20 protein-coding genes are annotated in these 23,913 nt (G+C 40.9%); 12 read left to right on the top strand and 8 right to left on the bottom strand.

The window, feature by feature from the left end; translation table 11 throughout:
• Nucleotides 1–11 precede the first annotated feature (11 nt).
• The 7 genes from EL244_RS03715 to EL244_RS03745 all read right to left on the bottom strand — a co-directional run bounded on the left by EL244_RS03715 (nt 12) and on the right by EL244_RS03745 (nt 7,684).
• On the bottom strand, nt 12–344 hold the full coding sequence (locus EL244_RS03715) for a cytochrome o ubiquinol oxidase subunit IV (protein ID WP_006815766.1): 333 nt from the start codon (nt 342–344) through the stop codon (nt 12–14).
• Nucleotides 345–959 carry a cytochrome o ubiquinol oxidase subunit III gene (locus EL244_RS03720; protein ID WP_006815765.1) on the bottom strand — a complete coding sequence of 205 codons (615 nt, stop codon included), beginning with the start codon at nt 957–959 and terminating at the stop codon, nt 345–347.
• Nucleotides 949–2,940 carry a cytochrome o ubiquinol oxidase subunit I gene (cyoB, locus tag EL244_RS03725; RefSeq protein WP_126458841.1) on the bottom strand — a complete coding sequence of 664 codons (1,992 nt, stop codon included), beginning with the start codon at nt 2,938–2,940 and terminating at the stop codon, nt 949–951. Before cyoB ends, EL244_RS03720 begins: the two co-directional genes overlap by 11 nt.
• Nucleotides 2,941–2,944: 4 nt before the next feature.
• Nucleotides 2,945–3,937: a cytochrome o ubiquinol oxidase subunit II gene (gene cyoA, locus EL244_RS03730; protein WP_126458844.1), complete on the bottom strand. Its 993-nt coding sequence runs from the start codon at nt 3,935–3,937 to the stop codon at nt 2,945–2,947.
• A 426-nt stretch (nt 3,938–4,363) separates the two neighbouring features.
• A complete protein-coding gene (locus EL244_RS03735; protein WP_126458847.1) occupies nt 4,364–5,155 on the bottom strand; it encodes a nucleoside-specific channel-forming Tsx family protein in 792 nt (263 codons plus the stop codon).
• 278 nt (nt 5,156–5,433) lie between these two features.
• Complete coding sequence (ampG, locus tag EL244_RS03740; protein WP_126458850.1) at nt 5,434–6,945, bottom strand: muropeptide MFS transporter AmpG; 1,512 nt, start codon at nt 6,943–6,945, stop codon at nt 5,434–5,436.
• A gap of 157 nt (nt 6,946–7,102) precedes the next feature.
• Nucleotides 7,103–7,684: a YajG family lipoprotein gene (locus EL244_RS03745; RefSeq protein ID WP_126458853.1), complete on the bottom strand. Its 582-nt coding sequence runs from the start codon at nt 7,682–7,684 to the stop codon at nt 7,103–7,105.
• 316 nt (nt 7,685–8,000) lie between these two features.
• Here EL244_RS03745 and bolA point away from each other — a divergent pair, with 316 nt between their 5' ends.
• From bolA to EL244_RS03790, 9 genes are all read left to right on the top strand, one after another.
• Nucleotides 8,001–8,339, top strand: coding sequence for a transcriptional regulator BolA (gene bolA / locus EL244_RS03750; protein ID WP_039855596.1), 339 nt, complete (start codon nt 8,001–8,003; stop codon nt 8,337–8,339).
• A gap of 341 nt (nt 8,340–8,680) precedes the next feature.
• Nucleotides 8,681–9,985 (top strand): trigger factor, encoded by a 1,305-nt coding sequence (tig, locus tag EL244_RS03755; protein WP_006815755.1) that lies wholly within the window; start codon nt 8,681–8,683, stop codon nt 9,983–9,985.
• Nucleotides 9,986–10,442: 457 nt separating this feature from the next.
• Entirely contained in the window at nt 10,443–11,063 is a 621-nt protein-coding gene (gene clpP / locus EL244_RS03760) for an ATP-dependent Clp endopeptidase proteolytic subunit ClpP (protein ID WP_006815754.1), read from the top strand.
• 118 nt (nt 11,064–11,181) lie between these two features.
• Nucleotides 11,182–12,459 (top strand): ATP-dependent protease ATP-binding subunit ClpX, encoded by a 1,278-nt coding sequence (clpX, locus tag EL244_RS03765; RefSeq protein WP_006815753.1) that lies wholly within the window; start codon nt 11,182–11,184, stop codon nt 12,457–12,459.
• 233 nt (nt 12,460–12,692) lie between these two features.
• Nucleotides 12,693–15,122, top strand: coding sequence for an endopeptidase La (gene lon, locus EL244_RS03770; RefSeq protein WP_126458856.1), 2,430 nt, complete (start codon nt 12,693–12,695; stop codon nt 15,120–15,122).
• A gap of 239 nt (nt 15,123–15,361) precedes the next feature.
• Complete coding sequence (gene hupB / locus EL244_RS03775) at nt 15,362–15,637, top strand: nucleoid-associated protein HU-beta (RefSeq protein WP_172459960.1); 276 nt, start codon at nt 15,362–15,364, stop codon at nt 15,635–15,637.
• 169 nt (nt 15,638–15,806) lie between these two features.
• On the top strand, nt 15,807–17,675 hold the full coding sequence (ppiD, locus tag EL244_RS03780; RefSeq protein WP_126458859.1) for a peptidylprolyl isomerase: 1,869 nt from the start codon (nt 15,807–15,809) through the stop codon (nt 17,673–17,675).
• A gap of 144 nt (nt 17,676–17,819) precedes the next feature.
• Complete coding sequence (locus EL244_RS03785; protein ID WP_126458862.1) at nt 17,820–18,191, top strand: ComEA family DNA-binding protein; 372 nt, start codon at nt 17,820–17,822, stop codon at nt 18,189–18,191.
• Nucleotides 18,192–18,403: 212 nt separating this feature from the next.
• On the top strand, nt 18,404–18,832 hold the full coding sequence (locus EL244_RS03790; RefSeq protein WP_006815748.1) for an acyl-CoA thioesterase: 429 nt from the start codon (nt 18,404–18,406) through the stop codon (nt 18,830–18,832).
• Nucleotides 18,833–18,882: 50 nt separating this feature from the next.
• Here the strand turns inward: EL244_RS03790 and queC are convergent, their stop codons facing one another.
• The gene (gene queC / locus EL244_RS03795; RefSeq protein ID WP_126458865.1) at nt 18,883–19,578 is read right to left on the bottom strand and encodes a 7-cyano-7-deazaguanine synthase QueC; all 696 of its coding nucleotides are present in this window, start codon (nt 19,576–19,578) and stop codon (nt 18,883–18,885) included.
• 227 nt (nt 19,579–19,805) lie between these two features.
• Between queC and EL244_RS03800 the strand changes: the two genes are divergently transcribed.
• The 3 genes from EL244_RS03800 to EL244_RS03810 all read left to right on the top strand — a co-directional run bounded on the left by EL244_RS03800 (nt 19,806) and on the right by EL244_RS03810 (nt 23,868).
• Nucleotides 19,806–20,267: an Lrp/AsnC family transcriptional regulator gene (locus EL244_RS03800; RefSeq protein ID WP_006815745.1), complete on the top strand. Its 462-nt coding sequence runs from the start codon at nt 19,806–19,808 to the stop codon at nt 20,265–20,267.
• A gap of 74 nt (nt 20,268–20,341) precedes the next feature.
• Nucleotides 20,342–22,087: a SmdA family multidrug ABC transporter permease/ATP-binding protein gene (locus EL244_RS03805; protein ID WP_126458868.1), complete on the top strand. Its 1,746-nt coding sequence runs from the start codon at nt 20,342–20,344 to the stop codon at nt 22,085–22,087.
• Entirely contained in the window at nt 22,084–23,868 is a 1,785-nt protein-coding gene (locus EL244_RS03810; protein ID WP_126458871.1) for a SmdB family multidrug efflux ABC transporter permease/ATP-binding protein, read from the top strand. Before EL244_RS03805 ends, EL244_RS03810 begins: the two co-directional genes overlap by 4 nt.
• The last annotated feature ends 45 nt before the right edge of the window (nt 23,869–23,913 follow it).

Raw genomic sequence — 23,913 nt, forward strand, 5'->3', positions numbered from 1 at the left:
TCGGCAACTCTTTAGTCGAGCATCATATTGATGTTCAGGTTGTACATAATCCACAGAGAGCCAATAACAACGATACCGACGATTAGCATAGTGAACAAGAATGCTACGAGGTTCCAGCGCTCATCTGATGATGTATTCATGTGTAAGAAACAGACTAAGTGTACAAGGATTTGCACGACAGCCATTCCAACAACCGTCGCCAGAATAACGCCTTGTGAAGCCGTTCCATTCATCACCATCCAGAAAGGAATTACCGTCAGGATAACTGACAGAATAAAGCCAATCAGGTATGTTTTTACGCTACCGTGGCTTGCTCCTGTGTGAGCATCTCTTTCATGACTCATTTAAATCGCCCCCAGCAGATAAACGACGGTAAATACGCAGATCCAAACCACATCTAAGAAGTGCCAGAATAAGCTCAGGCAGTTCAGACGTGTTTTGTTCACCTCGGTTAGACCGCGGCGAGAAATTTGAATCATCATAATAATAATCCAAACAAGACCCGCAGAAACGTGTAGACCGTGTGTTGCAACTAAAGCAAAGAAGCCAGACAAGAAGCCACTGCGATCCGGACCGAAACCTTCAGCGATGAGTTCATGGAACTCATACACTTCCATAATAACGAAGCCAAGGCCTAATAGGAAAGTCGCAAATAACCATACATTAACGTATGCGATTTTTCCTTTATGCATCGCTATCATCGCGAAGCCGTAGGTAATACTACTGACTAACAGTAAGAAGGTTTCGCCTAATACGAATTTCAGACTGAAGATATCTTTACCTTCAGGGCCGCCAGCGGTTCCATCAGCCAAAACAACATAAGTGGCAAATAAACATGCAAACAGAATCAAGTCGCTCATTATGTAGAGCCAGAAACCGAATACTTTGGTTCCGCCTGCATCATGGTGCCCATGTTCTGCATGGGCTAAGTTTTGATTAGTCACTGTATTAGTTGACATCGTTCACACCTGCCTTACGCAATTCTTCAAAGTGCTTATTCTCGATTTGTTCGATTTCAGCCACAGGTACGTAGTAATCAACATCTTCGTCGAAGCTTTTAACAATCCAAGTTACGATCATTCCACCGAAACCTACAATTGCCAGCCACCAGATGTGCCAGATCATTGCGAAACCAAGAATCAAGCTAAACCCAGCGATAATCACGCCTGCGCCTGTATTTTTTGGCATATGAATTTCTTCATATGAAGTTGGTTTCTTGTGAGCGATACCTTTCTCTTTCATATCCCACCAAGCATCGCGAGTTTGAACCTGTGGTTCAATAGCGAAGTTGTAGAATGGAGCCGGAGAAGATGTTGCCCACTCAAGAGTACGTCCACCCCATGGGTCACCGGTTAAATCGCGGTTTTCATGACGGTCACGGATACTCACAATAATTTGGATAACTTGGCAAGCGATACCCAGTGCAATCAGACCTGCACCACATGCAGCTGCAACCAGCATTCCGTGGTAAGCAGGGTCAATATTCTGGCTCAGACGACGGGTCATACCCATAAAGCCCAGAATATATAACGGCATGAATGCTAAGAAGAAACCAGTAATCCAGAACCAGAAGGCACGGACACCCCATTTCTCATTCAGCGTAAAGCCATAAGCTTTCGGGAACCAGTAAGTCATACCTGCGAAGCAACCGAATACCACACCACCGATAATGACGTTATGGAAGTGAGCAATCAGGAATAGGCTGTTATGCAGAACGAAGTTAGCACCTGGAACTGCTAATAGAACACCTGTCATACCACCAACAGAGAAGGTGATGATAAAGCCGATAGTCCATAGCATTGGTGATTTAAGTTCGATACGACCTTGGTACATAGTGAACAGCCAGTTGAAAATCTTAACCCCAGTTGGAATAGAGATAATCATTGTGGCGATACCAAAGAAGGCGTTGACGTTTGCACCAGAACCCATTGTGAAGAAGTGGTGTAACCAAACAACGAATGACATCACGGTAATCGCGATGGTCGCCCATACCAATGAGGTATAACCGAACAGACGTTTTTTGGAGAACGTCGCTGCAACTTCCGAGAAGACACCAAATACTGGAAGTATCAGGATATAAACTTCTGGATGACCCCAAGCCCAAATTAGGTTGATGTACATCATCATGTTGCCACCCATATCATTCGTGAAGAAATGGGTGCCTAAATAACGGTCTAAAGTCAGCAGAGTGAGTGTTACAGTCAAGATTGGGAATGCAGCAACAATCAGAACGTTCGTACAAAGCGCTGTCCAGCTAAACACCGGCATTTTCATCAGCGACATACCCGGTGCACGCATACGGATAATAGTCGCAATGAAGTTAACCCCTGTTAAGAGTGTACCGATACCGGATATCTGGAGACTCCAAAGCCAGTAATCGACCCCGACCCCAGGGTTGTACTCCAAGCCTGACAGTGGCGGATACGCTAACCAACCTGTTTGAGCGAATTCACCTATCCCTAAAGAGATGTTGATAAGTACAACACCGACGACAAAGAACCAGAAGCTCAATGAGTTTAGGAATGGGAAAGCAACATCGCGCGCACCAATTTGCAGTGGAACGACGAGGTTCATTAAACCAACCACAAATGGGGTTGCCATGAAGAAAATCATGATAACGCCGTGAGCGGTAAAGATTTGGTCGTAGTGATGAGGGTTTAAGAAACCTTCTTGACCTGCAGAAGCCAGTACTTGCTGACCACGCATCATGATGGCATCGGCAAAGCCACGGAACAACATGACCATTGCAACAATGATGTACATGACACCAATTTTTTTGTGGTCAACTGAGGTTAACCACTCTTTCCACAACCATTTCCACTTACCGAAATACGAAATTGCACCGACTAAGCCAAGTCCACCGAGGACAATAGCAATCAGTGTAACCACGATAATCGGTTCATGGAGTGGAACTGCATCCAGTGTTAATTTTCCAAACATGCCCTTATTCCTCAGCGCCTGCATGAGCGTTATGGCTCATTTGCATTGTATGACCTGTAGATTCTTGTGCCTGAGCATTGTTGCCCATATGCATAGAATGATTTGCTTCATTGTTTGTATCTACAGGAGCGTGACCTTTATGGTGTTCATGACCAAACTTCAGAATGATGTCTTCATACAGTTTAGGTTTCACGCTAGAAAAATAGGTAACAGGAACGTCGATGCTAGGTTTAGCAACTTCGTCAAATGCCTGCATCGTATCCATAGTTTTAGGAGACGTTTTTACCTTTTGAACCCATTCATCAAAGCCTTGGCGGTCAGGTGTTGCGATAGCATTGAACTTCATATCAGAGAAACCTTTACCACTATAGCTTGCAGAGAAGCCTTTGTAGGTACCCGGTTCGTTCGCGATTAAGTGAAGTTTAGTCTGCATACCCGCCATTGCGTAGATTTGGCCACCTAAAGATGGAATGAAGAATGAGTTCATTACCGAATCAGACGTAATTTTGAAGTTTACAGGAACACCAGTAGGGAATGCGATTTCGTTGACTGTAGCAATACCTTGCTCTGGGTAGATAAAGATCCACTTCCAGTCAGCTGAAATAACTTGAATGGTAATCGGTTCCTGATCACTCACTAATGGCTGATACGGGTCCAGCTCATGAGTTGTTTTCCAAGTGATAGCACCCAGAATGATGATGATAATGATAGGAACAGTCCAGCAGACTAACTCAATTTTATTTGAGTGGGCCCAGTTAGGACGGTAGGTAGCTGACTTATTGGATTCACGATATTTTACGGCAAAGATAAATGCCATAAAAATAACCGGAATAACAACAAGGAGCATTAAGCCGATTGCGATAAGAATCAGCTCTTTTTGTTTAACGCCGACGGCGCCTTTCGGATCCATCAACACCATATCGCAACCGCCTAATAATAAGGCTGCTACAACGAGTGAGATTGCTCCAATGCTTTTTTTGTAGTTCATATGTCTCATCCACGACCCCAAATGACAAGATTCTAATTGTCGTTTCATCAGTGCGGGCATTTTACGGTAAGGTTATGCGAGTGTAAATGATTGTAAGGTAAAGAAACGGAAATGTTAGCTCTTTATGTTAATATGATCACATGTAAAGCTTTTATATCTAAAAGGTTAAAATTGCTACTGGTTATAGGTATATATTGATAAAACAGTATGAATACTAAATTATCTTGGTAATTTTTCAAAGAAAAATATAGACAAAATTGACAAAAAAATGACGAAACTGATTCGATTGTTAAGAAATGCCGTAAGGGAATGTACTCAATTTGTTACCGATAAAGCAAATTTGATTGCTTTATCGGCAAAAAAGAGACAGAGAATTGCTATTTTTTTGAAATTAAAGGAAATATATTAAAAAAATATACAAAAATCCTTTAGTCACTAAAAGTTATACTTTAATGTGTAAATGAGTCCATCTTGATAGAAATCATCGCCTAATTTATTGTCAGCATAACGGTATTGAAGACCTGCAGATAAATGTGGTGTTGCATTCCACCAGAATGCTAAAGCACCATTCACACCGTCACGACCGCCATTTCCATAGCGTTTATGGCGCGCGAATTCCATTTCATGCCAGTTGGTAACCATGAAATCTTCTTGGAATATTTTAAAGTTATAACCTGCAACCCAGCCAACAACATAACCGTTGTTACCAGAATAATAGGTTTGATCGACATAATGTAATGCAACGAATGGTTTAAACCATAAGTTACCAATTGACGTGTTGTAGCCTACCCCATACAGCGTGTTAACTTCATGGAAGTTGCCGCCATGTTTATCACCGGGTAGTGACCAAGTTCCATAAACGTGACCATACAGGTTGAATCCAGTATCCGCTAAATAAACTCTAGCGGTTGTTTTTAGCGTGTAACGTTGGTTTTTGCCTGGATCTTCATGTTGTTTATTGAAAGGATTTTCCACATCGAAGAATCCATATAACTCTCCCCAATTGAAATTAGCGCCACCTTCTAATTCAAAGTAAGCAAAATCTTCTTTGTGGGTCGTATTTTTAGATTTGTTCTCAGTATGGCGGGACCAATCCAAATAGTTCACATTGATGTCAGCAAAACCATTTTGGTATCCAAGAAAATTTTCAGTATTTTCAGCACTTGCAGTTCCTGCTAAAGACGCCAAAGATGCTAAAGCAGCAGCGCAGAGTAGATTTTTTTTCATGATATATTATTTTCGTTTATACATTAATAAAAATTAGTTGCTACGCAAATTTTTAGCTTGTCAACTAACCATCCTCAAACGTGTGATATATTAGGCTTTAGATTTGCAATTAAAAAATATCTTTCAGTAAATGAGTGATCTTGTTCACGATTTTCTTGATCTTTAAGCGATATTTGCTAGGGAGATCTAATTTGTATTAATAGAAAGGATTCCCCAAATTAATCTGTTTAATTTGGGGGGAGTAAATTTTTGAATGGTTTGAAAAATAACCTAAAATATTATGCTGGCTTATGTTTCGTTGCTTTGCGTACGGCGAGGTAGTCAAGGGTCCCACCGACAATCAGACTAATAGCACCAATGCCTATCCCTATGTTAAATATAATATTTTGATATTGAGGTAGGGATAGCCACAGCGAAAGATGGGAAGTAAATAGGTAAACTTTCACGCTTGCAAATGATGTGATAAGTAAACTGATTAACCAAGCGGATAGAATCGATGTTGCCACGATTAAGGCATACACAGCGATTTTGTAGCCATTAGCAAATAGTTCACGGCGCTGAAATAACCCTGTGGTTTGGGTGTAAACCAAAGATGTGCGGCAGGCGAGTAATAATAAAACGCCGGGAACAGCCACGCCGATGGATATCAGATAGAACATTGGCCAGCCGTAGGTGCTGACAAAAATACTGGCGACAGGGCCAATATAGACTCGGCCTACCGCAGATAAAGCAGAAAGCAGAGCAAATTGTGTTGCAGATAATGATTTATTACATAAGGTCATGAGTAACGCGACAAATGCAGCTGTACCCATTCCAGAGAAGATATTCTCAAGGAAAATAATGGAACCCATGCTAATGATATTCGGCGGAGTAACAGCAAGGAACCAGTATCCAATATTGGAGCCGCCTTGTAATATTCCAAAAACGAGTAGAGCTCTAAATAAGCTCATATTTTTCATTAAATAACCACCAAATAGCGCACCAATAATTGTGGCTGCCATTCCAACGGTTTTATTCACTGTTCCCACTTCACTGAGACTGAAGCCAAGTGCATTAAGCAAAAAATTAGTATTCAGAGCCATGACAAAAGCATCGCCCATTTTATAAAAAATAAGTAGCAGCAAAACTAGCCAAGCATTGTTACGACTGAAAAATTCAGAGAGAGGGGCGTAGATAGCGTCCTTTAATGACGCTGGGGGAGCAATATTATCTTTTGGTTCTTTGGCAAAAAGAGTCGCGAATACCCCAATCAGCATTAAACTTGCCATGACTAAATACAGTTGTTGCCAAGTGAGGAATTTATCCGCTAACCAAAGCGCTAATCCCCCAGAAACCAACATACTGATTCTATAGCCCATGACTGAGGTTGCTGCCCCGATTCCGCGTTCTTCTGCACTGAGTAAATCAGTTTTATATGCATCAAAAACAATATCTTGAGAAGCAGAACAAAAGGCGACAGTGACCGCTAATGCCGCGAGCCACCATAAATGTTCAGAGGGATTCATGAAGCTCATCCCCGCAATGCTGATAATTAATAATATTTGAGTGGTCAGTAACCAACCGCGACGACGCCCTAAAAAAGGAGGAGTGTAGCGATCCATCATCGGAGACCAGAGGAATTTTAATACATAAGCTTGACCAACTAAGGAAAAGAAACCGATGGTTTTGATGTCAATATTTTCAACGGTTAGCCAAGCTTGTAATGTTCCCGCAGTGAGTGCTAGAGGTAAGCCAGAGACAAAGCCTAGCAGGATTAAAGTAACATTATTGGGTAGTGTGAAACGTGGCATTATTCCCTCATAGCCTATGTTGGTTCTGCAATATTACGCGGGAGATATCTGAGATGAATAAGCAACCCAAATAATAGGTATTGTTTGGGTTGCTGGATTTAACTGTAGCTTGTCACAACTTGAATGATACTAATATGAAACCATTCATTTTGCCTGACTAATATCGTGAATTTTGTCTGATAAAATCCGTGAGTTCTTGGTCTTTAGCCATATCCGCAATTAAGTCACTCAGCGCTAGGTTGATTGCTTCAGTAATTTTTTCATTCGTAGCACCCAGAGCACCTTGGGTATTGTAATTTCGAGTGAAGGTACGGCTTTTGGTTGAGCCATTAGGCGCTGTTGCATTCACAGCAACGCTTGAATTAACCGTAATATTGTGGCGCAGGCTGCCTTCGCTGACTTGAGTACTTAGTTTGTTTAATTGAACAATTAAGTTGATATTCGCGGGAGATGTCACCATAAAACCACGAGCTGCCATTTGTTTTTCAACCGCTTCTTGCATTAAATAACGTGGATCCCTTGATGGATTAAGTACCACCAAGCTGCCATTGCGGTTAACTTCAGCTAACGACCTATTCGGACGATTATCAACACTACTGACGCTAATGGATGTTGCATTAAGCGTTGGGTTTTTAGCCGGTAAAGCAATTTTCGGCTCAAGAGATAACGTATTACTTGGTGCTGTACAGCCAGCAAGTAAAAATAGTGCAAAAAGTGGAAAACACAGTTTTCTTAACATAATTCTTCCCAGTTCATCTTTCCTAATTGAAAATGTTCCGTTATGGTTCGGGTAACGATAGCTAATGTTATTAGACAACAGTTTGAGAAAAAATTCGCATAAATGTATATCACATGGAACATTTCGCGTTTTCGGCGCCAAATTATCAATGATGCTGACGTTATTATCCGCTATTTCTATAATAAGAAGATAGTCGTTACGCAGTGTAATTGAGCGCTTTTTTCAATGCTAGAGGCTGTTGGATATTCAAGAACAATCTTTAATAAGTATAGGCTATCAACCCACATTGGGTTTCCCATTTTATCAAGGAGCTTTTATGGACGCCAATACACCACCAACAATGCAGTCCCGCGTGAGTGAAAAATTGCAGGCGGCTTTTAAACCAGATTATCTGGATGTGATTAATGAAAGTCATCAGCATAATGTTTTGCCTGGCTCTGAAAGCCACTTCAAAGTTGTTTTGGTTAGCGAAAAATTTGAAAATATGCGTATGATTGGGCGCCATCGCGAGATCTATGCTATTTTGGCTGACGAATTAGCTGGCGGGATCCATGCATTAGCCCTACATACCTATACGCCTAAAGAATGGGACGAATTAGCAAGTACGGTGTTAAAATCGCCAGCTTGCCGTGGTGTTGGTGGTATCAATCGCTAATTACTGGTCTAAAATTGATTCTGCCACAGCGAGTGGGATCTAATTAGCCTCTATGTAATGGATACTTTTTCCCCAATTTGATAAGGGAAAATGAAATTTTAGCCAGAAAAGTCACAAATAAAGAGGAATAATAGCTTCTTTTATCGGCTTTTCTCGACTCTGGGCGCATGCATCGGTATAATGTTGCGTCTAATTTTCAGTAAGGTTTCGGGACGCTTCTGATATCAGGGATGACCGTTACGAAAGTAACGACCCCGGTTCTGGAAGGGAGATGGTCATTATGATTTAATGACATAGCTCTGGAGTAGACCGATCACTAAGATTTATTTTGAGGTAAGAAGATGCAAGTTTCTGTTGAAACGACTCAAGGCCTTGGGCGTCGTGTAACAATCACCGTTCCTGCCACTGATATTGAAAAAGCGCTGAACAGCGAGCTGGTTAACGTTGCTAAAAAAGTTCGCATTGATGGTTTCCGTAAAGGAAAAGTACCAATGCATATCGTTAAACAACGTTATGGTGCGTCTGTAATGCAAGACGTTCTGGGCGATGTTATGCAACGTAACTTTATCAATGCAATCATCGAACAAAAAATTAATCCAGCTGGCGCACCAAGCTATAAGCCAGAAATGTTCGAAGATGGTAAAGACTTTGTTTTCTCTGTTGAGTTCGAAGTTTACCCAGAAGTCGAATTAAAAGGTTTTGACGCTATTGAAGTTGAAAAACCAGTTGTAACCGTGAAAGACGAAGACCTCGACAACATGCTGGAAACTCTGCGTAAGCAACAAGCACAGTGGAAAGAAGTTGAAGATGCAGCAACTGCGGATTCACGTATCACTATCAATTTCTCTGGTTCTATCGATGGTGAAGAGTTTGAAGGTGGTAAAGCTGAAGACTTCGCACTGGTTATGGGCGAAGGTCGTATGATCCCTGGTTTCGAAGACGGTATTGTTGGTCACAAAGCTGGCGAAGAATTCGACATCGAAGTTAACTTCCCAGAAGATTACCATGCAGAAAATCTGAAAGGTAAAGCAGCTAAGTTTGCTATCGTCCTGAAGAAAGTAGAACAACGTGAACTGCCAGAATTTACTGAAGAATTCGTTAAGCGTTTCGGTATTGCCGACGGTTCAGTAGAAGGTCTGCGTGCAGAAGTTCGTAAAAATATGGAACGTGAGCTGAAAAATGCAATTCGTAACCGTATTAAAGCGCAAGTTCTAGACGGTCTGGTTAACGCTAACGAAATCGATGTTCCAGCAGCGGTTGTTGATGGTGAAATCGATGTTCTGCGTCGTCAAGCAGCACAACGCTTTGGTGGCAACGAAAAACAAGCGATGGAATTACCGCGTGAACTGTTCGAAGAACAAGCTAAACGTCGCGTACTTGTTGGTCTGCTGTTAGGCGAAGTGATCAACAAAAACGAACTGAAAGCTGATGAAGAGCGCGTTAAGGCACTGATCGAAGATATGGCATCTGCTTACGAAGATCCGTCAGAAGTTATCGAATACTACAGCAAAAATGAAGAGCTGATGAACAGTGTTCGTAACTTAGCGTTAGAAGAGCAAGCTGTTGAAACTATTCTTGCTGCTGCAAAAGTAACTGAAAAAGAAACTAACTTCACTGAACTGATGAACCAAGTTCAAGCAGGTTAATTTTTCTTTTTAGCAGTACAAAACAAAAACCCGTAGTTATTGCGCTACGGGTTTTTTGTCAATTAGAGCCGTTAAATTTAGACTTTTCATAAATCATCTTGAAAAAAATATTTAAACCCTAATTATAATAAGAGTCCGTTGGATATCACAAATAGGGCGATGGAATTATTTTGTACTGAAATAATTTTTCAACAGCATAAAACCGTGTAACTAGATAGACTTGTGTTAAACTCTTGTATAGAGCGCCTTGCTCACCACAGCACTCTGGACTGTATTTTAGAATTATTTTTCAAGTGATTTGTTTGAAAAGTGACTAAAATAATCAAGTAAGTGCGGATATCGAGCAGGCAGATACAAGAAATTTAAAGGCAATTGTTTGTAGTACATTCCTGCCCAAAATGGCGGACAGACAGCAAATTAGGCGCAAGCACCAGAAAGTTTTTAATAGGAGATTTCGATGTCACATTTTGGCGGTCAGGAGCAGTTAGCATCCCAAATGGCACTTGTGCCAATGGTTATCGAGCAAACCTCTCGAGGTGAGCGCTCATACGATATTTATTCACGTCTATTAAAAGAACGTATTATCTTCCTTACTGGCCAAGTAGAAGATCATATGGCGAACTTAATTGTCGCTCAGATGCTATTTCTTGAAGCAGAAAATCCAGAAAAAGATATCCATTTGTATATCAACTCACCAGGCGGTGTGATTACTGCGGGGATGTCAATCTATGACACCATGCAATTTATCAAGCCTGATGTTAGTACGATTTGTATGGGGCAAGCTTGTTCTATGGGAGCATTCTTGTTAACCGCGGGTACTAAAGGTAAACGTTTCTGCTTACCAAATTCTAGAGTCATGATCCACCAACCATTAGGTGGCTATCAGGGACAAGCGACTGACATTGAAATCCATGCTCAAGAAATCTTGAAAGTGAAGTCGCGTATGAATGAGTTGATGGCTCATCATACTGGTAAATCCATCGAAGAAATTAGTCGTGACACAGAGCGCGATCGTTTCTTATCCGCGAATGAAGCGAAAGAATATGGTCTAGTTGACCATATTTATACTAGCCGTTAATTTGCGTAATTTTTTGATATAACAAATTATATCCGAAACTATTTGAGAAATTTTTTGCCTTGTTTTTCTGACTTACACTGATAAAACAAGGCATGATGAATATAAGTGAGGTCTACTGATGACAGATAAACGCAAAGAAGGGGCAGGTAAATTACTGTACTGTTCTTTCTGCGGAAAAAGTCAGCATGAAGTACGCAAGCTGATTGCCGGTCCGTCAGTCTACATTTGTGATGAATGCGTGGATTTATGCCTCGATATCATCCGTGAAGAAATCAAGGAACTGGCTCCGCATCGTGAGCGCAGTGAATTGCCAACTCCCCATGAGATCAGACAGCACCTTGATGATTATGTAATCGGTCAAGAAAAAGCTAAAAAAGTATTAGCTGTAGCGGTTTATAACCACTATAAGCGCCTACGTAATGGTGATAAAACCAGCGATGGTGTGGAGTTAGGTAAAAGTAATATTCTGTTAATTGGTCCTACTGGTAGCGGTAAAACGTTATTAGCGGAAACGTTAGCACGTTATCTGGATGTACCATTTACGATGGCAGATGCTACCACATTAACTGAAGCGGGTTATGTGGGAGAAGACGTTGAAAATATTATCCAAAAGCTCCTGCAAAAATGCGATTACGATGTAGAAAAAGCGCAACGTGGAATCGTTTATATCGATGAAATTGATAAAATTTCACGTAAGTCGGATAACCCATCCATTACCCGTGACGTCTCTGGGGAAGGGGTTCAGCAGGCATTACTGAAATTAATTGAAGGTACGGTTGCTGCGGTTCCGCCACAAGGTGGTCGTAAACATCCTCAACAAGAATTTTTACAGGTTGATACCTCTAAGATCTTGTTCATTTGTGGTGGTGCATTTGCTGGGTTAGATAAAGTCATTGGTCAGCGCTTGAATACACGTTCAGGTATTGGTTTCGCAGCTGAAGTGAAAGGTGAATCAGAGAAAGCCACCGAAGGTGAGTTATTAACTCAGGCTGAGCCAGAAGATTTGATTAAATTTGGTCTGATCCCTGAATTTATTGGCCGTTTACCTGTTGTTGCGACACTAACTGAACTGAGTGAAGACGCTCTCATTCAGATTCTAAAAGAGCCAAAAAATGCGTTAACTAAACAGTACCAAGCGTTGTTTAGTCTTGAAGGTACTGAATTAGAGTTCCGTGAAGAGGCTTTGGTCGCAATTGCGAAAAAAGCAATGGCACGTAAAACCGGAGCTAGGGGTTTACGTTCTATTGTAGAAGCAGCCTTACTCAATACGATGTACGATCTACCTTCAATGAGTGATGTTGAAAAAGTCGTTGTCGATGAAAATGTGATTAATGAGCAGTCAGAACCGTTGCTGATTTATAGTAAGCCTGACGCTCAGGCTTCTGGCGATAACTAATCCCACAAAGATGTTCAATAAATAATCAAACAAAATGAGGGGCAACCCTCATTTTGTTTTTTATGCTTAACTACCCATTGAATGCTAAAATCTTGTCCCCATATAGTTTATATTCTTAGTTGTGGTTTCCTTATTTTGAAATAACATTGTTATAGTGCAGTGTTTTACAAGAATATTTTCCTTTGATAAGAGACAACCCTTAACTGGCGTGTGCTAAACGAAGAGAGAGCTTTATGAATCCAGAGCGTTCCGAACGCATTGAAATACCAGTATTGCCTCTGCGTGATGTAGTGGTATACCCACATATGGTGATCCCACTGTTTGTTGGACGTGAAAAATCCATTCACAGTCTGGAAGCAGCAATGGATCATGATAAGCAAGTGATGCTGGTTGCGCAAAAAGAAGCCTCAACCGATGATCCTGGGGTGAATGATTTATTTGCTGTTGGGACTGTTGCGTCTGTTATTCAGATGCTTAAATTACCCGATGGCACTGTCAAAGTTTTAGTCGAAGGACTTAAACGTGCTCGTATCACAAGCTTAACTGACAATGGCGAATATTTCTTAGCGCAAGCAGAATACTTGCTAAACGATGACGCTAAATCAGCAGCTGCCTATGATGAAACAGGAACAGTGCCAACGGCAGAATTGGTTGATGAAAAAGAGCAAGAAGTTTTATATCGCACAATTGTTAGCCAATTTGAAAGCTATATTAAGCTGAACAAAAAAATTCCACCTGAAGTCCTGACTTCACTGCATGCGATTGAGCAAGATCAGCTGGATAAACTGGCTGATACGATTGCATCACACATGCCATTAAAATTAGCGGACAAACAACGCGTTCTTGAAATGGCAAACATTGCCGAGCGTGTTGAGTTCCTGATGGCAATGATGGAATCAGAAACAGAATTACTGCAAGTTGAAAAGCGCATCCGTAATCGCGTGAAAAAGCAGATGGAAAAAAGTCAGCGCGAATACTATTTGAATGAGCAAATGAAGGCCATTCAAAAAGAGCTGGGCGAAATGGATGATGCGCCGGATGAATACGAATCGCTGAAACGTAAAATCGAAGAAGCGAAGATGCCAAAAGAGGCACAAGAGAAAGCAGAAGCTGAATTGCAGAAGCTGAAAATGATGTCTCCAATGTCAGCAGAAGCGACAGTGGTACGTAGCTACATCGATTGGATGGTTCAGGTACCATGGCATAAGCGTAGCAAAGTCAAAAAAGACTTAGTGAAAGCTCAGGAAGTCCTTGATACCGACCATTATGGTTTAGAGCGTGTTAAAGACCGTATTCTTGAGTATCTGGCGGTACAGAGTCGTGTGAGTAAAATTAAAGGCCCAATCCTGTGCTTAGTGGGGCCTCCAGGGGTTGGTAAGACATCACTGGGGCAATCTATTGCCAAAGCGACAGGTCGTGAATACACCCGTATGGCATTGGGTGGCGTGCGTGACGAAGCGGAAATCCGTGGTCACCGTCGTACCTATATTGGTTCGATGCCAGGTAAACTTATCCAAAAAATGGCAAAAGTTGGGGTGAAAAACCCGCTATTTTTACTGGATGAGATCGATAAAATGTCTTCCGACATGCGTGGGGATCCGGCTTCTGCATTATTAGAGGTATTAGATCCAGAGCAGAACGTCGCATTCAACGACCATTATTTGGAAGTTGATTATGACTTGTCTGACGTGATGTTTGTGGCGACATCGAACTCGATGAATATCCCTGCACCATTATTAGACCGTATGGAAGTGATTCGTCTATCTGGTTACACCGAAGATGAAAAACTAAATATTGCGAAGAGACATCTGTTATCTAAGCAAATTGAACGTAATGCTTTGAAAAAAGGTGAACTATCTATCGATGATAGCGCGCTGATGAGTATCATTCGTTACTATACTCGTGAGGCGGGTGTTCGTGGTTTAGAGCGTGAAATCTCTAAACTGTGCCGTAAAGCGGTTAAAGCACTGTTAATGGATAAAAAATTGAAGCACATCAGTATCACCGCAGATAATCTAAAAGATTATTTAGGTGTTCGTCGCTTCGATTATGGACATGCAGATACAGAAAACCGTGTAGGACAGGTAACAGGTTTAGCATGGACTGAAGTTGGTGGTGACTTACTAACTATCGAAACCGCATGTGTACCAGGTAAAGGTAAATTAACCTATACCGGCTCTCTCGGTGAAGTCATGCAAGAGTCGATTCAAACCGCATTAACGGTTGTACGTGCTCGTGCAGAAAAACTGGGTATTAATGGTGACTTCTACGAAAAACGTGATATTCACGTTCACGTACCGGAAGGCGCAACACCGAAAGATGGTCCGAGTGCAGGTATTGCAATGTCAACCGCACTAGTTTCTTGCTTAACGGGTAATCCAGTTAAAGCGGATGTAGCGATGACTGGGGAAATTACCCTACGAGGCTTAGTGCTACCAATCGGTGGATTGAAAGAGAAGTTATTAGCGGCGCATCGTGGTGGAATAAAAACAGTTTTAATTCCTGAAGAAAACAAGCGGGATTTAGAAGAAATTCCTCAAAATGTGATTGCTGATTTGAAAATTCATCCAGTAAAAACCATTGAAGAAGTCTTATCTCTAGCTTTAGTTAATCCTCCTTTTGGGATGGAAGTAGTAAAAAATAAAGCGAAAAAGGTGAGCTAAGTCATAAAGCTCGTATAAAACTAAGGCTGACAGCTAATTAAGTGCTTGTCAGCCTTTTTTTTCATCGCTACTTTTAGCGAAGATTCTGATAATGGTTCGCATGCTATTTGTTCTCTTGCCATTGATATTCAGGATTGATATAACGGCTGCATCATTAATTAACCATACTTACTATTGTTAACTATACTGTAATTGGTTAATTAACCGATCAAGTCAAAACTAATATGGGGATGATAATAGTGAATAAGTCTCAACTGATTGAAAAAGTCGCTTCAGAAGCGAACATTTCTAAAGCCGCAGCAGGTCGCGTAGTCGATGCTTTCGTTGCCTCTGTAACGGGTTCGCTGAAAAAAGGTGATGATGTTACTTTAGTTGGCTTTGGTACTTTTTCTGTACGTAAACGCGCAGCGCGTATTGGTCGTAATCCGCAGACAGGTAAAGAAATTAAAATTGCCGCGGCTACAGTACCTGCTTTCCGCGCCGGTAAAGGTCTAAAAGACGCTGTTAATCGTTAATTGAGTTTTAGTCGCGTCTTTCACGCTTTTTTGCGAAAACTCAAACTGACGTAATGTCTTTAATCAGATAATATATAAGCGCACCATGGAAATGGTGCGCTTTTTTTCCTATCTGGGTTAGAATTAGCGCATTATTAAGAAATTCAACAAAGCGGAGTTAAGCCTTTTTATGATGGAAGATCTACGCACGAAGGCGAACAGTCCTTTTATTAAAGTGTTGTTAGCTATTATTATCCTGTCATTCGTGCTGACAGGTGTTGCTGGCTATGTGATCGGTGGTTCAAGTAATGATGCCGCTGAAGTCAATGGGCAGCCAATAAGCAGGGAACAATTACAGCAGGCTTTTCAACAGGAACGCCAATCATTACAAGAATACTTAGGGGATAAATTCGCTGAAGTAGCCAGTAATGATGAATATATGAAAGAGCTGCGTACCCAAGCTTTGAATAACTTGATCAATACCCAATTGATTAATCAATATGCGAATGAATTAAATCTCTCTGCAAGTGATAAGCAAATTGAACAGGCTATTTTTGCAATGCAAATTTTCCAAACTGATGGAAAGTTTGACAGTGAAAAATATCGCGAAATCTTAAGCCGTTACAATATCAATGCAGACAGCTTCGCCGCACAAATTCGTCAAGACTTAGTCCGTGCGCAATTAGGCAAATCCTTTACGGGGACTGAGTTTGCACTGCCTTCTGAAGTGAAAGCTTATGCTGAGCTATTTATGCAGCAGCGTGAAGTTCGCACTGCACTGCTGCCACTAGCTGAAGTTCAAGCTAAACAAACCGTCACAGACGACGAATTGAAAGCGTATTATGACGCTAATCAAAATAGCTTTATCTCACCTGAACAAGTTCAAGTGAGCTATGTAGAAATGGATGCTGCATCAATGCCGAAAGCAACGGTAAATGATGAAGAAATCACAACCTACTACCAGCAAAACCTGAAAAACTTCACTAAAGCAGAGCAAAAACTCTATAGCATGATTCAAGTTGCATCAGAAAAAGATGCGCAAGCTTTAGAAACTGAACTGAAAAATGGTGCTGATTTTGCTGCGTTAGCAGCTGAAAAATCAACAGACAAATTCAGTGCAGGTAATAAAGGTGTGATTGGTTGGATGGAAGCTGCATCTACACCAAGTGAAATCATCAGCGCGAACCTAACTGAAAAAGGTCAGGTTTCTGCACCAATTAAAGTTCAAGACAATTATGTTCTGTTCCGTTTGGATGATATTACGCCAGAAGCAATTAAGCCGTTAGATGAAGTTAAAGACAGCATTAAAACAAGCTTAACTCAAGATAAGAGCATCAAGCAGTTTTATGATTTACAACAGAAAGTGAGCGAAGCTGCAACAAATGATAATGAATCATTGGCTTCTGTTGAAAGCGTTTCTGGACTGAAAGTTAGCAATACCGAATGGTTTGATCGTAAAAATCCACCAGAAGCACTGAACTTCCCTAAAGTCATCAATGAGATTTTCAGTGAACGCTTAATTGATAAAAATGGCGCTACAGGTATTAACTCTGATGTGATTAACGTTGAAGGTGACCGTGCCTTTGTTGTTCGTGTCACTCAGTACAAAGCGGAAATGACAGAGCCATTTGGTCAAGTTAAATCTGAGATTGCAACGCTGGTGAAACGCCAAAAAGCCTTCACTCAGTTAAAAGCAGATGGCGACAAACTAATTACTGAGTTAAAAGCGGGCAAGGGTGATGAGGCTCTGAAAGCTGCTGGTACTCAATTTGGTTCTGTTCAGACCGTCTCTTTCATTGCACCGGCTACCGATGTCACTGATGTTGCAATGAAAATGACTCCGCCAATTGATGGCAAACCAACATACTCAATTGCTTATGATAAACAAGACAACTTACTGGTTGTTCAGCTAGATAAAGTGACTTTAGGTCAGCCAACTGCAGAAGAGCTGAGCCAACTTGGAAGTCAGTATCAAGCGATGATGAGCTCTGTGGTTAATGAGTCATTGATGCAAAACTTGCGCGCTAATGCAAAAATTGAAATTCAAAATATTGAATAATTGAGAAGCGCTTCGCAACTGAGATTGTAATCTTGGTAATAAAAGGCCACCTTTGGGTGGCCTTTCGCATTGTATAAACAAGCAAAAAGCATTGAGTGACAGCCTCTGGCATTGTGATGTTTCTACACACATAGGAGAACTGAAATGAAATGGAATAAAAATATTAAACAGGGATTAGGGACGTTATTTATGGCTGCCATGTTGTATTCAACATCGGGAGCTACATTTGCCAAGAAAATAGAACCAGAAAAATCTGTGGTTGCGATGACTCAGCCAAAAGAAATGATAGAAACTAAGCCAACGACGGGTTTAGTCAGCCCTGAACAAGTTAATATCAATCAAGCAAGCGCTGAAGAATTAGCAAAGATCCTCAGTGGAATTGGTAAACAAAAAGCTCAGGCAATAGTGGAATATCGTGAAAAATATGGGGCATTTAATTCCATTGAAAATATTCTTGAGGTTCAAGGTATTGGTCCTGCATTTTTAGAAAAAAATCGTAGTAAGTTAGTGTTGTAACGATAAATAAGCTCATCAGTAAATGATGGGCTTATTTCACTTTGGTATTTTTAACTGAAAGAGTCAAAACAGAAGTGAAGGTTTTTTATTCTAAAAATAATTTTGTAGAGCTTAATATGAGAGCTAAGTCTTATAAGTGATATTTTCTCAGCAGGCTATCTAAAGATTTGTTATTTTTATGTTATCGATAAAGTTGACTGGTCGGAGTAGTTATGGCGATAAATATTAAAGTACTTGGGTATCACATTGATGTATTCCAGCATGTAAACAATGCTCGTTATTTGGAGTTTTATGAGGCAGACAGATGGGAGTGGATGGGAAAAGCGAATCTGATTGAATGGGCAATCCAAAATAAAATTGTGATGGCAGCTGTAAACATTAACGTCAATTATTTTCAGGCAGTTGGTTTGGGAGATGAACTCACAGTAATATCCCGTATGGATAAAATTGGTGTTAAAAGCGCGGTTTGTTATCAACAGATTATCCGTAATAGTCATGGGCAATCTGAAGTTGTATCAGATGCTTATGTTACTTTTGTTTTTATTGATGGAAAAACGAATAAAGCCATGGTGATTGCAGATGAACTGCGTGAAAAGATTGAGGCGCTCAATAACAAAAAAGATTCTTTTATTGAAATGTAGCCAACCGAAATAATTAACTCTTTGGTTGGCTTTTTAAAATTAACGATAAACTACGGTTTTAGCTGCTCGAGAAGAGAATCCATTACAGCTTGTTTATTGCTTAAGTAATAATTCAAGCCTTTGCTGCGTAAGTGGCACGCCGCACATTCTCCACAGCCATCACCTTGAATGCCGTTATAACATGTTAGTGTTTGTTGGCGAATTGTCTCTAGATGGCCATAATGATCCGCTAAAGCCCAAGTTTGCGCTTTATCTAACCACATTAGTGGAGTCTCGAATCGGATATCTTTAGCTAGGCCTAAACTTACAGCATGGTTGAGGGATTTAACGAACTCATCACGGCAATCAGGGTAACCAGAAAAATCAGTTTCGCAAACTCCCGTGATCACCGCTTCGGCTTGTACCTGATAAGCATAAATAGCGGCTAACGTGAGAAATAAAATATTTCTACCAGGAACAAACGTACTCGGGAGACCGCTCGCTTCACTCTCCTTAAAGTCAGGAACCGGAATATTGTCTCGGGTAAGGCTGCTAATAGCTAATTCACTAAGTAGAGTGACATCAAGAACTTTGTGAGCTTCAGCGCCTAATTGTTGGCTAAGTTTTTGTGCGACTTCGATTTCTAAACGATGGCGCTGACCATAATCAAAAGTGATGCAATGAACTTCATCATAATGTTTAAGTGCCTGTATTAGGCAGGTTGTGGAGTCTTGCCCCCCGCTAAAGACAACAACGGCTCGTTTCATAAGAACCTCCTGAGCTCGAATAGGATTTAGATTTAAGGCTATGTTAGCGATGGGGAAAGGGAATGAACAGTCTATTTTTTTACTCTATTACTATTTAGTAAGCAATTTATGCTATATTCCCGCGATTTTTATAAAGTTATTCTACAATATTCACAACACGTAACACCTTTATTGTTTTCACATGGTAGAATTTTGATGATGAAAGTACATAAGGAAGGGGGCTAAATATGTTGGATAAAATTGATAAAAAGTTACTTTGCTTATTACAAAATGACAGTGGTCTATCATTAAGCGCATTAGCGGAAGCGGTGAACTTAACATCAACGCCATGTTGGAAAAGGCTAAAACGGTTAGAAGACGAAGGTTATATCCGCGGTCGAGTGACACTGCTGGATGGCGAAAAATTAGGTTTAGGACTTACGGTTATCGTAATGATTAAAACTCAGCAGCATAATAGCGAATGGTATGAACAGTTTGTCTCTTTTGTCGAACAACTACCTGAGGTATTAATGTTTTATCGTATGGCTGGGGAATATGATTATCTAATGCAAGTCGAAGTACATGATATGAAATCGTATGATTTATTCTATAAAAAGCTGGTTAATGGCGTTCATGGTTTAATCGATGTGACCTCCAGTTTTGCGATGGAAAAAATCAAATATACGACGGTTCTGCCTATCCCCGATTAGTGGGCTATATCAATAGAACGGCAATATATAAATAGAAATTCGGTCGTTATTAACATCATTCAAGGCAGTAATACGTGCGATTATTTTCACAATTAGGTTGGTACTTTTTTAGTGAATGGCGACGCTACTGCGGCGCTATTTGTTTTTTAATTATCATCGCTATTTTACAAGTCATTCCTCCGCGCCTAGTCGGTGAAGTTGTAGACGGCATCAGTAAAGGGTCTATGACTAACCCGCAGTTGGTCAATTATGTCTTAGCCATGTTGGTCATTGCACTGGCGGTATACGGATTACGCTATGTTTGGCGTTTATGGCTATTTGGCGCCTCATATAAGCTCGCCGTTCAATTAAGACAGAAAATTTATCAACGACTTAGTCAGCAAAACCAATCTTTCTATTTAAAATATCGTACAGGGGACTTGATCGCCCGCTCAACAAATGACGTAGATCGGGTTGTTTTTGCCGCTGGGGAAGGGGTATTAACCTTTGTTGACTCCTTAGTCATGGGCTGTGCGGTATTGGTCATGATGAGTGTAGAAATTAGTTGGCAACTGACATTACTTGCCTTGATTCCTATGCCGATAATGGCTTTAGTCATTAAGCGTTATGGGGATCTACTTCATCAACGCTTTAAGCATGCTCAAGGTGCTTTTTCTTCATTAAATAATCATGCCCAAGAGAGTTTAACCAGCATTCGTATGATCAAGGCATTTGGTCTCGAGGAGCATCAATCAAATCAATTTGAGCAGGTGGCGACAGAAGCTGGACGCCGCAATATGCATGTTGCGAAAGTCGATGCACGTTTTGACCCAACCATATTTGTGGCAATTGGTATGGCAAACTTATTGGCAATCGCAGGGGGAAGCTGGATGGTGTTGAATGACACATTAACCCTCGGCGAGTTAACCAGTTTTGTGATGTATTTAGGATTAATGATTTGGCCTATGTTGGCATTGGCGTGGATGTTTAATATTGTTGAACGAGGCAGTGCTGCCTATAGCCGTATATTGAGTTTATTGGATGAGCCTTTAGTTATCAAAGATGGTGCTCACTCTTTACAGCCAGATAAAGGCATATTAGAAGTTAATATTGGTGTATTTCAATACCCAGAAACTCAACGTCACGCCTTAAAAAATATTCGTTTTACTTTAAAACCGGGAGGTTTTTTAGGGTTATGCGGACCTACAGGCTCGGGTAAATCTACTTTAATAACCTTGTTACAGCGCCATTTCGATATTGATGAAGGGAATATTTGCTACCAAAATCGCCCATTAACAGACATTCATTTGAATGAATGGCGAGCTAGGTTATCGATAGTTAATCAATCTCCATTTCTGTTTTCTGATACGGTAGCTGGAAATATTGCTCTTGGTCACCCTGAAGCGACTCAAGCCCTGATTGAAGAGGCCGCACGTATTGCCTGTGTGCATGAGGATATTTTAAGGCTTCCTGAAGGTTATCAAACTGAAGTTGGTGAACGAGGTGTGATGCTTTCTGGCGGGCAAAAACAACGTATTTCCATTGCAAGGGCTATTTTACAAAATGCGGAAATATTGATTTTAGATGATGCGCTCTCAGCGGTTGACGGGCAAACCGAGTTTACAATCTTGCAAAACTTAAGCCATTGGCGGCAAGGAAGAACGTTAATCATCAGTGCACATCGATTATCAGCATTAGTAGAAGCTGATAATATTTTGGTGTTGTGCCATGGCGAAATAGCAATGCAAGGCACTCATGAAGAACTCAGCCAACAGGTGGGCTGGTATAAAGATATGTATCACTATCAGCAGATTGAAGCGGCTTTGGATGGTGATCTATGAGCCAAAAAAAATCACTTTGGCCAGCATTAAAACGGTTGTTGTCTTATGGAAAAGCGTATCGCGGAACCATGGGGATTGCGGTCGGGATGCTATGGTTAGCGGCGATTGCGGAAGTCAGTGGTCCTTTATTGATTAGCTACTTTATTGACAATATGGTCGCTAAAAAACAGATTATCATGCCACTGACGCTGTATATGGCTGTTGGGTTTGTTTTACTGCAAATTACAGCGGCACTGCTTCATTATTATCAAAATATTTTGTTCAATAAAGCTTCTGTTGGGGTTGTACAAAGTTTAAGAACGGATGTGATGAATGCAGCATTACGCCAGCCATTGAGTACGTTTGATAAACAACCGGTAGGGCAAATTATTTCGCGGGTCACCAATGATACTGAAGTGATCAAAGACTTATTTGTGACGGTCGTACCAACCGTATTTCGCAGCATTGCACTAATATGCGCTATGCTGGTGGCAATGTTTTCCTTAGAGTGGCGGATGGCTTCGATAGCGGTACTCATTTTCCCCGCAGTCTTTATTATCATGTTGATTTATCAGCGCCTTAGTACGCCAATAGTTCGTCGGGTTCGTGCGTATCTTGCAGATATTAATAATAGTTTTAATGAAGCTATTAGTGGAATGACGGTTGTACAGCAATTCTTGCAACAAGCACGATTCGGCAAAAAAATTCAAGAAATCAACCAAGAACACTATCTGGCTAGAATAAAAGCATTAAGGCTTGATGGGTTATTATTGCGCCCATTACTCAGCTTAATTTCTGCCGCAGTTTTGTGTGGGTTACTGCTGTTATTTGGGCTTGATGGTGCGAGTACGATCGGGGTTGGGGTGCTCTATGCTTTTATTAATTATCTTGGGCGCTTGAATGAACCATTAATTGAACTCACATCTCAGCAATCTATGTTGCAACAGGCCGTTGTGTCTGGGGAGCGCGTATTTGAGCTTATGGATAGTCCTCAGCAAGGGTATGGCGATAATATACAGCCGTTACAGCACGGAACAATTGAAATAAAGCACCTTGCATTTTCTTATCGCGATGACAAAAAAGTTTTAGATGACATTAATTTGTCTGTTCCAGAAAATAATTTTATGGCATTGGTAGGGCATACAGGAAGTGGCAAAAGTACTATCGCTAATCTGATTATGGGCTACTACCCTTGGCAAAAAGGTGAAATTTTATTGGATGGCCGAGATTTAAATACGTTATCACACCAAGTGTTACGTCGTGGAATTGCGATGGTTCAACAGGATCCTGTGGTGCTCGCGGCGTCATTCTTTGATAACGTTGCATTAGGGAGAGATGTCTCTCAGGATAAAGTTTGGGAGGTTCTTGAAACTGTCCAGTTGGCTCAGCATGTTCGTAATATGCCAGAAGGATTGGATACACTGCTTGGCGAGCAAGGAAATACATTATCTGTAGGTCAACGCCAGTTGCTCGCAATGGCTAGGGTATTAGTCATTACCCCTAAAATTTTAATATTGGATGAAGCAACTGCGAATATTGATTCAGGAACTGAGCAGGCAATCCAAAAGGCATTACGGGTTATTCGCCAAAAAACTACATTAGTAGTAATTGCTCACAGACTATCAACGATTGTTGATGCGGACCAAGTGGTTGTTTTGCATCGTGGAACGATTGTAGAGCAAGGGAATCATTCTCAGCTTCTACAGCAAAAAGGTCGTTATTATCAAATGTACCAGTTACAACAGGTGGGTGATTCGCTGAACTCTCGCGATGAGGTTGCAGTGGAGACCGCGCTAGTTTAGTCGTACCGAACTAAATATCAATTTTACCTAATCAAAAGAGCCACC

Source organism: Providencia rustigianii (assembly GCF_900637755.1).
Taxonomy (GTDB): domain Bacteria; phylum Pseudomonadota; class Gammaproteobacteria; order Enterobacterales; family Enterobacteriaceae; genus Providencia; species Providencia rustigianii.

Excerpts from the sequence above, each read along its gene's own strand:
- EL244_RS03790 (WP_006815748.1), top strand. The coding sequence starts at position 18,404 with ATGGCGATAAATATTAAAGTACTTGGGTATCACATTGATGTATTCCAG.
- EL244_RS03800 (WP_006815745.1), top strand. The coding sequence starts at position 19,806 with ATGTTGGATAAAATTGATAAAAAGTTACTTTGCTTATTACAAAATGAC.
- EL244_RS03715 (WP_006815766.1), bottom strand. The coding sequence starts at position 344 with ATGAGTCATGAAAGAGATGCTCACACAGGAGCAAGCCACGGTAGCGTA.
- EL244_RS03720 (WP_006815765.1), bottom strand. The coding sequence starts at position 959 with ATGTCAACTAATACAGTGACTAATCAAAACTTAGCCCATGCAGAACAT.
- ppiD (WP_126458859.1), top strand. The coding sequence starts at position 15,807 with ATGATGGAAGATCTACGCACGAAGGCGAACAGTCCTTTTATTAAAGTG.
- EL244_RS03785 (WP_126458862.1), top strand. The coding sequence starts at position 17,820 with ATGAAATGGAATAAAAATATTAAACAGGGATTAGGGACGTTATTTATG.
- bolA (WP_039855596.1), top strand. The coding sequence starts at position 8,001 with ATGGACGCCAATACACCACCAACAATGCAGTCCCGCGTGAGTGAAAAA.
- ampG (WP_126458850.1), bottom strand. The coding sequence starts at position 6,945 with ATGCCACGTTTCACACTACCCAATAATGTTACTTTAATCCTGCTAGGC.
- clpX (WP_006815753.1), top strand. The coding sequence starts at position 11,182 with ATGACAGATAAACGCAAAGAAGGGGCAGGTAAATTACTGTACTGTTCT.
- EL244_RS03810 (WP_126458871.1), top strand. The coding sequence starts at position 22,084 with ATGAGCCAAAAAAAATCACTTTGGCCAGCATTAAAACGGTTGTTGTCT.
- queC (WP_126458865.1), bottom strand. The coding sequence starts at position 19,578 with ATGAAACGAGCCGTTGTTGTCTTTAGCGGGGGGCAAGACTCCACAACC.
- EL244_RS03745 (WP_126458853.1), bottom strand. The coding sequence starts at position 7,684 with ATGTTAAGAAAACTGTGTTTTCCACTTTTTGCACTATTTTTACTTGCT.
- cyoB (WP_126458841.1), bottom strand. The coding sequence starts at position 2,940 with ATGTTTGGAAAATTAACACTGGATGCAGTTCCACTCCATGAACCGATT.
- clpP (WP_006815754.1), top strand. The coding sequence starts at position 10,443 with ATGTCACATTTTGGCGGTCAGGAGCAGTTAGCATCCCAAATGGCACTT.
- cyoA (WP_126458844.1), bottom strand. The coding sequence starts at position 3,937 with ATGAGACATATGAACTACAAAAAAAGCATTGGAGCAATCTCACTCGTT.
- EL244_RS03735 (WP_126458847.1), bottom strand. The coding sequence starts at position 5,155 with ATGAAAAAAAATCTACTCTGCGCTGCTGCTTTAGCATCTTTGGCGTCT.
- lon (WP_126458856.1), top strand. The coding sequence starts at position 12,693 with ATGAATCCAGAGCGTTCCGAACGCATTGAAATACCAGTATTGCCTCTG.
- tig (WP_006815755.1), top strand. The coding sequence starts at position 8,681 with ATGCAAGTTTCTGTTGAAACGACTCAAGGCCTTGGGCGTCGTGTAACA.